We start from the raw sequence: 14,346 nt of genomic DNA on the forward strand, positions 1-14,346 counted from the left end.
CGGTGCTCGTCCTGCCGTACGCGTAGCCGTACGGCAGGACGAGCACCGTGGGGGAGAAGCGGTGACCGCCCAGATGGGTGACCTCCCAGACGCCCTCCACGCCGGAGGCGGTGAGTTCGGCCGCCAGGGGCCGCCCGAGGAGGGCACAGCAGCGGTCACGCTTGCCGTTGGTGCAGACGAGGGCGAGGGGATCGCCTTCGTGGGGGCGTCCGCCGAGCGCGGTGCCGAAGCCGGCGGGCTCGCCCCGGCCGAGTGCGGCGAAGTCGAGGTCGAGCAGCCGTGCGGGGTCCGTGAGCGTGGCGGTGTGCAGCCAGGTGCGCCCCGGAACGGTGTGGCCCGCGTACACCCGGCGCGCGGCGGGTGTACGGCGGTCCGCGTGACGCCCCGGACGGCGTATGAGCGCGATGCGCACCCCGGTGTCCCGCGCGGCGGCCTCCAGGGCGCGACCGAGTGCGGGATCGAGGTGGCTCGAGGTGAGCGCCTTGGCACCCCACGGGCCGGGCTGCTCCAGCAGCAGCCAGGTCCTCGCGGTGGCCGCGGTTCCCGCGACCGGCTCGTCGAGCTCGCGGGAGGTGGTTGAGCACGTACTCACACAGGTGAGCCTAACCTGACTTGCTCACCGGGGCCTCTCGGCCCCACCCGTGTCCTGTTCCGGCAGCGGCCGGGGCGGCTTCGGTCCCGTGTACAGCCCGCTGGGGCGCATGCGCAGGGGGCGCTCGCCGTACTCCTCGAGGGCGTGTGCGATCCAGCCCGCCGTACGGGCGACGGCGAAGACCGTCTCTCCCGCGGTGGGCGGCATTCCGCATGAGACGGTCAGGACGGCCAGGGCCAGGTCGACGTTGGCGTGCAGGGGGGTGCGGCGGGCGGTGGTGGCCACGATGTCGCGGGCCGCGGCGAGGGCGGGTGCGGTGTGCGGGATCTCCTCCAGGAGGGAGAACAGGGCACGCGCGCGGGGGTCCTCACCGGCGTAGAGACGGTGCCCGAGTCCCGGGACGCGGCGGCCGGCCCGCAGCTCCTCGGCGATCACCGGTGCCGCGCTGCCCTGGTCGAGCACCTCGAGCAGCAGCTTGTGCGCGAGTCCGCTGGCCGCACCGTGCAACGGGCCCTCGAGCACGCCGAGTCCCGCCGAGACGGCCGCGTAGGCGTGCGCGCGGGCCGACGCGGCGACCCGGACGGCGAGCGTGGAGGCCGCCAGGTCGTGGTCGACGAGGAGGGCGAGGGCCGTGTCCAGGACGCGCAGCTGCGCTTCGTCGGCCTGACGGCCGGTCAGCCGCGCCCAGAGGCGGTGGGCCAGCGGTCCGGTGTCGCGGTGGCCGGGCCGCACGGGGGGCAGGGCGGCGACGAGCGTGGGGACGAGGGTGCGGGCGGTGCCGAGCACGGCCTCGTCGGACAGGTCGAAGCGCAGGGGGTCCGCGGTCGCCGCGGCGATGGCCGCGACCCGCAGGCGGTCGGTGGGCGTGGTGTGTTCGGGCAGCGCGTCGACCGCGCGACGGGCCACCGCGACGGAGGCCTCGGGCGCGGCGAAGGCGGCTCCCGGGCGGAACCGGCCCGTCCACAACCACTCGGCGACCTCCTCGTAGGTGTACCGGGTGGCGAGTTCGACGGCGTCGACGCCCCGGAAGTAGTACCGGTCGGTGTCGATCAGGGTGAGGCGGGTCCGCACGGACAGTTCGCCGCCGGAGCCGCCCGAACCGCCGCCCTCCCGCCTGTTGCGCCGCGCGAGCGCCGCCACCTCCTCGGTGGCGAAGGTGCTGCCCCGCCCGCCCGCCGCCCGGCGGCTGCTGAGCAGGCCGCGGCTCACGTAGGCGTACACGGTCTCCGGCTTCACGCCGAGCAGTTCGGCGGCCTCCTTGGTGCTCAGGCGCCGGTCCGCGTCGGCCGGGGAGGGGTCTTGGTCGCGCATGGGGCCCACCGTATCCGTCCCGTCGTGTCTCTCTGCTTGCATGGACTGATGTATTGATTCAATCAATATTGACAGGGATTACGTCAAGGATGGAGGGTCGAATCAAGTTCGAGGAGGTAATCATGTCCGTTCATGGGGCCGTGGCCGAGCGCGTCGAGGTGCCGCGGGGGCTGGCCGGTGTCGTCGTCACCGACACCCGGATCGGTGACGTCCGGGGCACCGAGGGCTTCTACCACTACCGCCAGTACGCGGCCGTCGACCTGGCGCGGTCGCGTTCGTTCGAGGACGTGTGGCACCTGTTCGTGCACGGCGAACTGCCTGACGCGGGCCGGAGCGCGGCCTTCGCCGCCGAGACGGCCGCCCTGCGGCGGCTGCCGGACGGGCTGCGGGCGGCGCTGCCCGTCATCGCGGCCGCCGGCGGGCGGTCCGGCCCGCTCGCCGGGATGCGCACGGCGCTGTCGCTGCTCGGTGCGGCGAAAGGCTTCGAGCCGGTGTACGACATCGACGCCGGCCGACGTCGCCGGGACGCCCTGGAGGCGACCGCGGCGGTGCCGACGCTGCTCACCGCGCTGCACCGGCTGGGGCGGGGGCTGGAGCCGGTGGAGCCGCGCACGGACCTGTCGTACGCGGCGAACTACCTCTACATGCTCACGGGTTCGGAACCGGACGGGGAACGCGTGCGGGCGCTCGAGCAGTACCTGATCTCCACCATCGACCACGGCTTCAACGCGTCGACCTTCACGGCCCGGGTCATCGCCTCGACGGGCGCGGACGTGGCGGCGTGCCTCGCGGGGGCGGTGGCGGCGCTGTCGGGGCCGTTGCACGGGGGCGCGCCGAGCCGGGCGCTGGACACGCTGGACGCGATCGGGACCGCGGAGCGCATCGACGCCTGGGTCCGCGAGCAGGTCCTCGCGGGTGAGCGGATCATGGGCTTCGGGCACGCGGTCTACCGCACGGAGGACCCCCGCTCGCGGATGCTGCGCGAGGTGGCGCAGCGGTTCGGTGGTCCTCGGGTCGACTTCGCCGTGGCGGTCGAACGGCGGGTGGAGGCGATCCTGGCGGAGCTGAAGCCGGGGCGGGAGCTGCACACCAACGTGGAGTTCTACGCGGGCCTCGTCATGGAACTCTGCGGCCTGCCGCGCGAGATGTTCACTCCCACGTTCGCGGCGGCACGGGTGGTGGGGTGGAGCGCCCACATCGTGGAGCAGGCGGAGGACTCCAAGATCATCAGGCCGGCGGCCCGGTACACGGGGCCGCCGGCGCCGGTGGAGGTGCCCAGGGGGTGAAAGCGGCCGGAGGGTCGGCGCCCCTGCCGGGGCCCGCCCCGCGCACGCCGCCGACAGCCGTTCGCTTCGCGGCCGTTCCCGGCGTTCGTATCCTGGGGCGTCGGTCGGTCCCCGTCCGTACGCCCGGGCGCGAGCCGGTGTACGCGTCGGTGGGAAATGGGAAAAATGGGAAAGAGGTCGTGCGGTGGTGCGGAGCAGCGGTCGGCAGATTCCGGTGGTCGTCCTGGCCGGATTCCTCGGCTCCGGGAAGACCACCGTGCTCAACCACCTCCTCCACCACAGCGGCGGAAGCCGCATCGGCGCCGTCGTCAACGACTTCGGCGCCATCGAGATCGACGCCATGGCCGTGGCCGGTGCGCTCGGGGACTCGACGGTCTCGCTCGGGAACGGATGCCTGTGCTGTGCCGTCGACGGCAGCGAGCTGGACGAGTACCTCGAGCGGCTGGCCCGGCCGTCCGCCGGCGTCGACGTCATCGTCATCGAGGCCAGTGGTCTCGCCGAGCCGCAGGAACTCGTGCGGATGGTGCTCGCCAGCGAGCACCCCGGGATCGTGTACGGCGGGCTCGTCGAGGTCGTGGACGCCGCCGAGTTCGACGCCACCCGGGCCCGGCACCCGGAGATCGAGCGGCACCTCGGCCTCGCCGATCTCGTCGTCGTGAACAAGCTGGACCGGGTCACCGACGCCTCACACGTGCTGGACCCGGTCCGCTCGCTCGTCGACCGTGCGGCCGTCGTCCCCGCCACGCACGGGCGCGTCGACCCCGAGCTCCTCTTCGACTGCAGGCCGAGCGAGGAGCGCGTCGGGCAGTTGTCGTTCGACGATCTGCACCGCCACGACCGCGGGGAGGAGGAGCACACCGGGCACCTGCACGCCGCGTACGACAGCCTCTCCTTCGTCTCCGGGCGGCCGCTGGACCCGCGGCGGCTGATCCGGTTCCTGGACAGCCGGCCCGAGGGGCTGTACCGGATCAAGGGGTACGTCGACTTCGGGCCGTACGACGCCCGCAACCGGTACGCCGTGCATGCCGTGGGGCGGTTCCTGCGGTTCTATCCCGAGCCCTGGGCGGTCGGCGAGGAGCGGCTCACCCAGCTCGTCCTCATCGGGACGGACCTCGACACCGCCGCCCTGCGCGAGGAACTGGAGGCGTGCGGGAGCGACGACGCCCCACACGTCGACGAGCACGGCATGTGGGGCGTTCTGCGCTATGTGCAGGAACCCGGGGATCCCGGAGACCCCGGAGAGTCCGGGGACCTCGGGGAGCCCGGCGAACCCGCGGCCTAGACCGGCCCCGCCACCACCGACACCGTCTTCGGCAGCGACACGCCCGAGCCGTCGCGGCGCGGGTCGGGCTCCGGGAGGCTCACCGGCGTGCCGTTCTTCTGGGCGGCACGGGCCGGGACCGGGCCCACCCAGGCCAGGGCCAGGCAGTCCTCGCCCTTCAGGAACCGCTGGCAGCGCACGCCGCCGGTGGCCCGGCCCTTGCGCGGGAACTGGTCGAACGGGGTCAGCTTCGCCGTCGTCTGGACGGAGTCGTCCAGCGTGCCGCGTGAGCCCGCGACCGTGAACACCATCGCGTCCGCCGCCGGATCGACCGCCGTGAAGGCGATGACCTTCGCGCCCTGGGCGAGCTTGACGCCCGCCACACCGCCGGCGGGCCGGCCCTGCGGACGGACCTGTCCGGCCTGGTAACGCAGCAGCTGGGCGTCGTCGGTGACGAAGACCAGGTCCTCCTCGCCCGTGCGCAGCTCGACCGCGCCGACGATCCGGTCGCCCTCCTTGAGGGCGATGACCTCCAGCTCCTCCTTGCTGGAGGGGTAGTCGGGCACCACGCGCTTGACGACGCCCTGCTCGGTGCCGAGCGCCAGACCCGGCGACGACTCGTCGAGCGTCGTCAGGCACACGACCTCCTCGTCGCCCTCCAGGGAGACGAACTCGGCCAGGGGCGCCCCGCCCGAGAGGTTCGGCGTCGGCATCGCCTCCGGGAGCACGGGCAGGTCGACGACGTTCAGCCGGAGCAGGCGGCCGGCCGAGGTGACCACGCCCACCTCACCGCGGGCCGTCGCCGGCACCGCCGAGACGATCACGTCGTGCTTGACCCGCTTGGCGGCGGCGTCCTGCGCGAACGGCTCGTCGTTCGCCGTACGGGCCAGCAGCCCCGTGGAGGACAGCAGCACGCGGCACGGGGCGTCCTCCACCTGCAGCGGCACGGGGGCGGCCGGGACGTCGGCCGACTCCAGCAGGAGCGTACGGCGGTCGTTGCCGAACTTCTTGGCCACCGCGGCCAGTTCGCCGGAGACCAGCTTCCGCAGCTCGGCGTCCGAGTCCAGGATCCGGGTGAGCTCCTCGATCTCCGCGTTCAGCCGGTCCCGCTCCGTCTCCAGCTCGATGCGGTCGTACTTGGTCAGCCGGCGCAGGGGCGTGTCCAGGATGTACTGGGTCTGGACGTCGCTGAGGGAGAAGCGCTCCATCAGGCGCTGCTTGGCCTGCGCGGAGTTCTCGCTGGAGCGGATGAGGCGGATGACCTCGTCGATGTCCACCAGGGCCGTGAGCAGGCCCTCGACCAGGTGCAGCCGGTCCCGCTTCTTGCCGCGGCGGAACTCCGAACGCCGGCGTACGACGTCGAAGCGGTGGTCGAGGTAGACCTCCAGCAGTTCCTTGAGGCCCAGGGTGAGCGGCTGGCCGTCCACCAGCGCCACGTTGTTGATGCCGAAGGACTCCTCCATCGGCGTCAGCTTGTACAGCTGCTCCAGGACCGCCTCCGGCACGAAGCCGTTCTTGATCTCGATGACGAGCCGCAGGCCGTGCTCGCGGTCGGTGAGGTCCTTGACGTCGGCGATGCCCTGGAGCTTCTTCGACCCGACCAGGTCTTTGATCTTGGCGATCACCTTCTCCGGGCCGACCGTGAAGGGCAGCTCGGTGACGACCAGGCCCTTGCGGCGCGCCGTCACCTCCTCCACGGTGACCGTCGCACGGATCTTGAACGTGCCGCGGCCCGTCCGGTACGCGTCCCGGACGCCGGACAGGCCGACGATCCGGCCGCCGGTGGGCAGGTCGGGGCCCGGGACGTGCTTCATCAGGGCGTCGAGATCGGCGTTCGGGTACCTGATCAGGTGACGCGCGGCCGCGACGACCTCGCGCAGGTTGTGCGGCGGCATGTTGGTGGCCATACCGACGGCGATGCCCGACGCGCCGTTCACCAGCAGGTTCGGGAAGGCGGCGGGCAGCGCCACCGGTTCCCGCTCCTGGCCGTCGTAGTTGGGTGCGAAGTCGACCGTGTCCTCGTCGATGGACTCGGTCATCAGGCTCGTGGCCTCGGCCATCCGGCACTCGGTGTACCGCATGGCGGCGGGCGGGTCGTCGTTGCCCAGCGAGCCGAAGTTGCCGTGGCCGTCGACCAGGGGCACGCGCATCGAGAACGGCTGGGCCATGCGCACCAGGGCGTCGTAGATCGAGGCGTCGCCGTGGGGGTGCAGCTTGCCCATCACCTCGCCGACGACGCGGGCGCACTTCACGTAGCCGCGCTCGGGCCGCAGACCCATCTCGTTCATCTGGTAGACGATGCGGCGGTGCACCGGCTTGAGACCGTCGCGCGCGTCCGGCAGGGCGCGGGAGTAGATGACCGAGTACGCGTACTCGAGGAAGGAGCCCTGCATCTCGTCGACGACGTCGATGTCGAGGATCTTCTCCTCGTACGAGTCGTCGGGCGGCGGGGTCTTCGTGCTGCGGCGGGCCATCGCTGCCGGCTCCTTGCTGAAGCGTGTGACGGGATCTGACGCGGACCATTGTGGACCGTCGCACTGACAAGCGGGACCAGGACCTGGCTCAGTCCGTCCGGCGGGGACGGGCAGGGGCGGCGCGAGCAGGGTACGCGCACGGGCCGCGAACACCGCGCACGGGGGCTCCGGTCCGGCCCCGCCCCGAGGGGCGGACCGCGCGGCCCGGCCGTGCGCGGGACGGCCTCCACGAGTCCGCCGGGCGGCCGGGCCGGGGCCCGCGGTCCGGCCGTGTGCCGGCCCGTGCCCCGCGCGGTCCGCCGCCCGCCGGCGCGCGTGCCGCGCCCGCGGACCGGTACCACAGATGCCCCGTTCGTCCCACGGCCCACACCGGCACCGTCAACGGCCCGCACCGCTTCTCGCTCTCGGCGTAGTCGGCCCCGTCCGGGAACTTCGCCGGTGGTCCGCACGCTTGCATACAGTGGCAGGACCGGCAGAAACGGCGGTGTCGACGACCGCCTCCGCGATCGAAGGGACGTACATGCCCATGGGTCACACGGCCACAGCCCAGGCAGGCTCCGGCGGCCTGACAGCGACTGAGCACCGCCTGGCCAACGGCCTGCGCGTGGTGCTCTCCGAGGACCACCTGACCCCGGTCGCCGCGGTGTGTCTCTGGTACGACGTCGGTTCACGCCACGAAGTCAAGGGGCGTACCGGTCTGGCTCACCTTTTCGAGCACCTCATGTTCCAGGGGTCCGCCCAGGTGAAGGGCAACGGCCACTTCGAGCTGGTGCAGGGCGCCGGCGGTTCGCTCAACGGCACCACCAGCTTCGAGCGCACCAACTACTTCGAGACCATGCCCGCCCACCAGCTGGAGCTCGCCCTCTGGCTGGAGGCCGACCGCATGGGCTCCCTGCTGGCCGCCCTGGACGAGGAGTCCATGGAGAACCAGCGGGACGTGGTCAAGAACGAGCGCCGCCAGCGCTACGACAACGTGCCCTACGGCACGGCCTTCGAGAGGCTGACCGCCCTCGCCTACCCGGAGGGCCACCCGTACCACCACACGCCGATCGGCTCGATGGCGGACCTGGACGCGGCCACCCTGGAGGACGCCCGCCAGTTCTTCCGCACGTACTACGCGCCGAACAACGCCGTGCTCTCCGTCGTCGGCGACATCGACCCGGAGCAGACGCTCGCCTGGATCGAGAAGTACTTCGGCTCCATCCCGTCCCACGACGGCAAGCCCGAGCCGCGCGACGGCTCGCTGCCCGACGTCATCGGCGAGCAGCTGCGCGAGGTCGTCGAGGAGGAGGTCCCCGCGCGCGCCCTGATGGCCGCCTACCGGCTGCCGCAGGACGGCACGCGCGCGTGCGACGCGGCGGACCTGGCGCTCACCGTGCTCGGCGGCGGCGAGTCCTCGCGGCTCTACAACCGGCTGGTACGGCGCGACCGCACGGCCGTGGCCGCCGGGTTCGGCCTGCTGCGGCTGGCCGGGGCGCCCTCCCTGGGGTGGCTGGACGTGAAGACGTCCGGCGACGTGGAGGTGCCGGTGATCGAGGCCGCGATCGACGAGGAGCTCGCCCGGTTCGCCGAGCAGGGCCCCACGGCCGAGGAGATGGAGCGCGCCCAGGCCCAGTTGGAGCGCGAGTGGCTGGACCGCCTCGGCACGGTCGCGGGCCGCGCCGACGAACTGTGCCGGTACGCCGTCCTGTTCGGCGACCCGCAGCTCGCCCTGACCGCCGTCCGGCGCGTCCTGGAGGTGACGGCGGAGGAGGTGCAGGAGGTCGCCAAGACCCGCCTGCGCCCCGACAACCGCGCGGTGCTCGTCTACGAGCCCGTCGCCCCCGAGGCGCAGGACGCAGAGGAAGCCGCCGCAGCCGCCGGCACCGACGAGACCGAGGAGACGGCGAAGTGACCGAGCTCGCCACGATGGACTTCCACCCCCGGCCGCAGGCGGGCGAGGCCAGGCCCTGGGCCTTCCCGGCCCCCGAGCGCGGCACGCTCGACAACGGCCTGACCGTGCTGCGCTGCCACCGCCCGGGCCAGCAGGTCGTCGCCGTCGAGGTGCTCCTCGACGCTCCGCTCGAGGCCGAGCCGACCGGACTCGACGGTGTCGCCACGATCATGGCGCGGGCCTTCTCCGAGGGCACCGACAAGCACTCCGCCGAGGAGTTCGCCGCCGAACTGGAGCGCTGCGGCGCCACCCTGGACGCGCACGCCGACCATCCCGGCGTCCGGCTGAGCCTGGAGGTCCCCGCCTCGCGGCTTGCCAAGGGGCTCGGGCTGGTCGCCGACGCCCTGCGGGCGCCCGCGTTCGCCGACAGCGAGGTCGAGCGGCTGGTCCGCAACCGCCTCGACGAGATCCCGCACGAGCTGGCCAACCCCGCCCGCCGGGCCGCCAAGGAACTCTCCAAGGAGCTGTTCCCGGCGAGTTCGCGCATGTCGCGCCCGCGCCAGGGCACCGAGGAGACGGTCGCCGGCATCGACTCCGCGGCCGTGCGCGCCTTCTACGAGAAGCACGTCCGCCCCGCCACGGCGACCGCGGTGGTCGTCGGCGACTTCACCGGGGTCGACCTGGACGCGCTGCTCGGCGACACGCTCGGCGCCTGGACGGGCTCCCCGGCCCGGCCCCGGCCCGTTCCGCCGGTGGTCGCGGACGACACCGGCCGGGTCGTGATCGTGGACCGTCCGGGCGCCGTCCAGACGCAGTTGCTGATCGGCCGGGTCGGCCCGGACCGGCACGACCGCGTGTGGCCCGCACAGGTGCTCGGCACGTACTGCCTCGGCGGCACCCTCACCTCCCGCCTGGACCGCGTCCTGCGCGAGGAGAAGGGCTACACCTACGGCGTCCGGGCCTTCGGGCAGGTCCTCCGGTCCACCGCCCCCTCCTCCTCCGGAGGGGCCGCCGGCGCCGCGATGCTCGCCATCAGCGGCTCCGTCGACACGCCGAACACCGGGCCCGCCCTGCAGGACCTGTGGACGGTGCTGCGCACGCTCGCCGCGGAGGGACTCACCGACGAAGAGCGGGACGTCGCCGTGCAGAACCTGGTGGGCGTGGCGCCGCTCAAGTACGAGACCGCCGCGGCCGTCGCGAGCACCCTGGCCGACCAGGTCGAGCAGCAGCTGCCCGACGACTACCAGGCCGAGCTGTACCGGCAGCTCGCCGCGACCGGCACCGTGGAGGCGACCGCCGCGGTCGTCAACGCCTTCCCGGTGGACCGTCTGGTGACCGTCCTCGTCGGCGACGCGGCGCAGATCAAGACGTCCGTGGAGGCCCTCGGGATCGGTGACGTCGCCGTGGTGACGGCCGAGTAGGCGGCCGCGGAGGACGCGCACGCGCGGGCCCTGGTGACTCACGGGTCACCAGGGCCCCCTTATGCCCGAATTGGGGTGGAGGTTGCCCGTCTGCCCTGTGGGATGCGCTACAAAACCCGGGTTTCGGTTGGGAATTGAAAGCCCGCCCGCTTAGCGTCTTCCGGGCTGTTCGTCGGGCAGTGCGCCGCACCCGCGGCACCGGACAGCCATCGCCGAATCCCCTGCGGCGCGAGCCGAGGGGAGCCGGGGACCCGCATGCAGTCCCTGGGGTGAATCGGACGCCCGCGCGTGTCGCGAGGGGGTCCGTAGGAGACCTTCCTGCTCCGAACCCGTCAGCTAACCCGGTAGGCGAGAGGGAAGGAAAGGACCAGCCTGCACATGGCGTTCACCCGCGCCACCGGGAAGCACCGTCGTCCCCGCCGGATCGAGCGCGGCACCGCCCGCGCGGCGGGCGTCGCGGCCCTCACCACCACCGGCGTCGTCGGCTCCTTCGCGGCCCCCGCGCTCGCCGCCGAACCCGCCGCCGCGCAGACCGGCCTCACCCCCGTCCTCACCCTGGGCGACGAGGTCGCCGCCCAGGTCGACGCCCAGGCGGCCGCCCAGCACGAGGCCGCCCGAGAGGCCGCCGAGACCGCCGCGCGGAAGGCGGCCGAGAAGGCCGCGCGCGAGAAGGCGGCCGAGGCGGCCGAGGAGGCCCGCGCGGAGAAGGAGCGCGCCGCGCGGGAGGCCGAGCGCGCGCGCCTCAACACCTTCGTCTCCCCGATCCCCGGCTCCTACGTCTCGACCGGCTACAAGAGCGGTGGCGCCGTCTGGTCCTCCGGCAGCCACACGGGCGTCGACTTCCACGCCGCGAGCGGCACCCCCGTCCAGTCGGTCGGCATGGGCACCGTCGTGGAGGCCGGCTGGGGCGGCGCGTACGGCAACCAGGTCGTCATCAAGATGCACGACGGCACGTACACCCAGTACGGTCACCTGTCGTCCATCGGGGTCTCGGTGGGGCAGCAGGTCGCCGCGGGGCAGCAGATCGGCCTGTCCGGCGCCACCGGCAACGTCACGGGCGCGCACCTGCACTTCGAGGCCCGCACCGGCGCCGAGTACGGATCCGACCTGGACCCCGTCGCCTACCTCCGCGCGCACGGCGTGAACCTCTGACACGCGCCCGCCTTCGGCGCGGAGTGCGCCCCCGCTTCCCGGCCCCGGCTTCCGAGCCGGGGCTTTCGGCGTCGCAAGGGAAGGATCGACCAAAAAACAAGCATGGATTCCGGCCCGGCATCGGAAATTCCCGCCTACTGCAATAGAGTCACGGAACGCACGTCAATCGTCGACGTGTCACGGGAATCGGTCCGGAGGTCGGTCATGCGCATTCCCGCGCACTCGGTGTGCACGGCGATCCGGGACGACATCGTCGCGGGTGTCCACGGGCGCGGCAGCCGGCTCACGGAGGAAGTGCTCGCCCGCCGTCACGGCGTCTCCCGCGTCCCCGTCCGGGAGGCCCTGCGCACGCTGGAGGCCGAGGGCTTCGTGGTGACCCGGCGGCACGCGGGCGCGTGCGTCGCGGAACCCACCGAGCAGGAGGCCGCCGACCTGCTGGAGATGCGCCTGCTCCTCGAGCCGCTCGGCGCCCTCCGCGCGGCCCAGCGCCGCACCGGGGCCCACGTGAAGGTGCTGCGCGGTCTGGTCCGTCTGGGGCAGGAGCGCGCCCGCCGGGGCGCCGGCGACGACCTGCGCTCCCTGGGCGGCTGGTTCCACGAGACGCTCGCCCAGGCCTCCGGCAGCCCGGCGCTGGCCTCGACGCTGACCCAACTGCGACACAAGATCGCCTGGATGTACGCCGTCGAGGGACCCGCCGACCCGGTGGAGCGCTGGGCGGAGCACGGCGCGATCGCGGACGCCGTGGCACGCGGCGACGGCGAGCGCGCGCGGGCCGTCACGGCGCTGCACACCGAGCGCGCGACCGCCGCGCACCGCCTGCGCTCCGCCTCCGGCGCCGGCCGGCCGGACCGCGCGGAGCGTGTGAGGAACGCGCAACATCCCGTAAACACGCCGAGCCCGCGCGCTTAACACAAAGGCCGTACACAAAGGGAAGGAATCGGCGAGGGCTTTGTTCCGCTGCCCTTTTCCGAGGGTGCGGAGAATGCGCGGCCACCTCTCCCGCGGCCGTGCCCTCCGGGTTTTCCGAATGCCCGTGAAGAAAAGCGGAAGCGGAAACGGGGCTGCCGGTCCGGAAGGGAAACGACGGAGCCGCGCCGCCCGGAACGGACGACGCGGCTCCGCCGCTGTCGGGCACTCGCTCAGACGGTCTCGGGGAGCTCCTCGAGACCCTCGGCGACCAGCTTCGCCAGACGGTCCAGGGCGACGTCCGCGCCCTCCGCCTCGGAAGCGAGGACGATCTCCTCGCCGCCCTGGGCGCCCAGGCCCAGAACGGCCAGCATGGAGGCCGCGTTGACGGGGTCGCCCCCGGCCTTGGCGATCGTCACCGGGACGCCTGCGGCCGTGGCGGCTCGGACGAAGATGGAGGCGGGGCGGGCGTGGAGGCCCTCGGCCCAGCCGACGTTGACGCGGCGCTCAGCCATGTGTTGCTGCCCTTCAGTTTTCAAGGTTGTCTAGACCAGTTTCCCATATCGTGAAGCACGCCGGGAGTGGCACCTGCTCCCGCTCCCGGGTGGGTTCCGGACCGCGGCCTCGGTCCGGTTCGTCGCCCTCCACAGACTGCCTCGCGCCGTCGCCGTGCGCGAGCCGTACTCTGGGGCCCATGCAGACCACGTCGGACCGGCACGAGTACCCCGCCCACTGGGAGGCCGACGTGGTGCTGCGCGACGGCGGCACCGCGCGCATCCGCCCCATCACCGTCGATGACGCCGAGCGCCTGGTCAGCTTCTACGAGCAGGTGTCGGACGAGTCGAAGTACTACCGCTTCTTCGCGCCCTACCCGCGTCTGTCCGCCAAGGACGTCCACCGCTTCACGCACCACGACTTCGTGGACCGGGTGGGACTCGCCGCCACGGTGGGCGGCGAGTTCATCGCCACCGTACGCTACGACCGGATCGGCGCCGACGGGGCGCCCGCCTCCGCGCCGGCCGACGAGGCCGAGGTCGCCTTCCTCGTGCAGGACGCCCACCAGGGCCGGGGCGTCGCCTCCGCCCTGCTCGAACACATCGGCGCCGTCGCGCGGGAGCGCGGCATCCGCCGGTTCGCCGCCGAGGTGCTGCCCGCCAACACCAAGATGATCAAGGTGTTCACCGACGCCGGGTACACCCAGAAGCGCAGCTTCGAGGACGGCGTCGTCCGCCTGGAGCTCGACCTCGAACCCACCGACCGCTCCCTGGCCGTGCAGTACGCGCGCGAGCAGCGCGCCGAGGCGCGCTCCGTGCAGCGGCTGCTCGCCCCCGGGGCGGTGGCCGTCATCGGCACCGGCCGCGCCCCCGGCGGCGTGGGACGCAGCATCCTCGACAACATCCGGGACGCCGGGTTCACCGGCCGCCTGTACGCCGTGAACGGGGCCCTGCCGGAAGGGCAGAAGGAGCTCGACGGGGTGCCCGCCTTCCGCTCGGTGCGGGAGGTCGACGGGCCCGTCGACCTGGCGGTCGTCGCGGTGCCCGCCGAGCGCGTCCCCGAGGTGGTCGCCGAGTGCGGCGAGCACGGCGTGCAGGGGCTCGTGGTCGTCTCCGCCGGCTACGCCGAGTCCGGCCCCGACGGCCGGGAACGCCAGCGCGCCCTGGTGCGGCAGGCGCGCACGTACGGCATGCGGATCATCGGTCCGAACTCCTTCGGCGTCGTCAACACGTCCCCCGACGTGCGGCTGAACGCCTCGCTCGCCCCCGAGATGCCCCGCCCCGGCCGGATCGGGCTGTTCGCCCAGTCCGGTGCCATCGGGGTCGCCCTGCTGTCGCGCCTGCACCGGCGCGGCGGAGGCGTCACCGGCGTCACGGGCGTGTCCGCCTTCGTGTCGTCCGGCAACCGCGCCGACGTCTCCGGCAACGACCTCCTGCAGTACTGGTACGAGGACCCCGACACCGACGTCGTCCTCATGTACCTGGAGTCCATCGGGAACCCCCGCAAGTTCACCCGCCTCGCCCGCCGGACCACGACCAGGGGCTTCGCCGCCGCGGTCCGGCGGGCGAGGCGGGT

11 protein-coding genes and 1 riboswitch are annotated in these 14,346 nt (G+C 73.1%); of the genes, 7 read left to right on the top strand and 4 right to left on the bottom strand.

The genetic code is table 11. The features are described from left to right. Both B7L92_RS29020 and B7L92_RS29025 read right to left on the bottom strand, forming a co-directional pair. A partial coding sequence (locus B7L92_RS29020) for a ferredoxin family protein (protein ID WP_304364718.1) occupies positions 1 to 592 on the bottom strand: 592 nt, incomplete at its 3' end. A gap of 24 nt (positions 593 to 616) precedes the next feature. Then, positions 617 to 1,903: a citrate synthase gene (locus B7L92_RS29025; protein ID WP_081240348.1), complete on the bottom strand. Its 1,287-nt coding sequence runs from the start codon at positions 1,901 to 1,903 to the stop codon at positions 617 to 619. Between the two features lie 122 nt (positions 1,904 to 2,025). Here B7L92_RS29025 and B7L92_RS29030 point away from each other — a divergent pair, with 122 nt between their 5' ends. After that, complete coding sequence (locus B7L92_RS29030) at positions 2,026 to 3,189, top strand: citrate synthase/methylcitrate synthase (RefSeq protein WP_081240349.1); 1,164 nt, start codon at positions 2,026 to 2,028, stop codon at positions 3,187 to 3,189. Between the two features lie 184 nt (positions 3,190 to 3,373). Next, positions 3,374 to 4,471 (top strand): CobW family GTP-binding protein, encoded by a 1,098-nt coding sequence (locus tag B7L92_RS29035; protein ID WP_081240350.1) that lies wholly within the window; start codon positions 3,374 to 3,376, stop codon positions 4,469 to 4,471. Here the strand turns inward: B7L92_RS29035 and B7L92_RS29040 are convergent. Next, positions 4,468 to 6,924 carry a DNA gyrase/topoisomerase IV subunit A gene (locus tag B7L92_RS29040; protein WP_081240351.1) on the bottom strand — a complete coding sequence of 819 codons (2,457 nt, stop codon included), beginning with the start codon at positions 6,922 to 6,924 and terminating at the stop codon, positions 4,468 to 4,470. The genes B7L92_RS29035 and B7L92_RS29040 overlap by 4 nt on opposite strands. A 520-nt stretch (positions 6,925 to 7,444) precedes the next feature. On the opposite strand from B7L92_RS29040, the gene B7L92_RS29045 reads away from it, so the two are divergent. The 4 genes from B7L92_RS29045 to B7L92_RS29060 all read left to right on the top strand — a co-directional run bounded on the left by B7L92_RS29045 (position 7,445) and on the right by B7L92_RS29060 (position 12,279). Further along, on the top strand, positions 7,445 to 8,818 hold the full coding sequence (locus tag B7L92_RS29045; protein ID WP_081240356.1) for a M16 family metallopeptidase: 1,374 nt from the start codon (positions 7,445 to 7,447) through the stop codon (positions 8,816 to 8,818). Beyond that, positions 8,815 to 10,218, top strand: a complete 1,404-nt coding sequence (locus tag B7L92_RS29050) for a M16 family metallopeptidase (protein WP_081240352.1) — start codon at positions 8,815 to 8,817, stop codon at positions 10,216 to 10,218. Before B7L92_RS29045 ends, B7L92_RS29050 begins: the two co-directional genes overlap by 4 nt. Positions 10,219 to 10,418: 200 nt before the next feature. After that, positions 10,419 to 10,584, top strand: a riboswitch (cyclic di-AMP (ydaO/yuaA leader). Positions 10,585 to 10,596: 12 nt separating this feature from the next. Continuing rightward, positions 10,597 to 11,370 carry a M23 family metallopeptidase gene (locus B7L92_RS29055; protein WP_081240353.1) on the top strand — a complete coding sequence of 258 codons (774 nt, stop codon included), beginning with the start codon at positions 10,597 to 10,599 and terminating at the stop codon, positions 11,368 to 11,370. A 204-nt stretch (positions 11,371 to 11,574) separates the two neighbouring features. After that, positions 11,575 to 12,279: a GntR family transcriptional regulator gene (locus B7L92_RS29060; RefSeq protein WP_081240354.1), complete on the top strand. Its 705-nt coding sequence runs from the start codon at positions 11,575 to 11,577 to the stop codon at positions 12,277 to 12,279. A 230-nt stretch (positions 12,280 to 12,509) separates the two neighbouring features. Here the strand turns inward: B7L92_RS29060 and B7L92_RS29065 are convergent, their stop codons facing one another. Further along, positions 12,510 to 12,791, bottom strand: coding sequence for an HPr family phosphocarrier protein (locus B7L92_RS29065; protein WP_081240355.1), 282 nt, complete (start codon positions 12,789 to 12,791; stop codon positions 12,510 to 12,512). Between the two features lie 179 nt (positions 12,792 to 12,970). On the opposite strand from B7L92_RS29065, the gene B7L92_RS29075 reads away from it, so the two are divergent. Continuing rightward, positions 12,971 to 14,346, top strand: a 1,376-nt coding sequence (locus tag B7L92_RS29075) for a GNAT family N-acetyltransferase (RefSeq protein ID WP_143626392.1), incomplete at its 3' end; no start/stop codon positions are given.

It is taken from the genome of Streptomyces viridosporus (assembly GCF_002078235.1).
Lineage (GTDB): Bacteria > Actinomycetota > Actinomycetes > Streptomycetales > Streptomycetaceae > Streptomyces > Streptomyces viridosporus.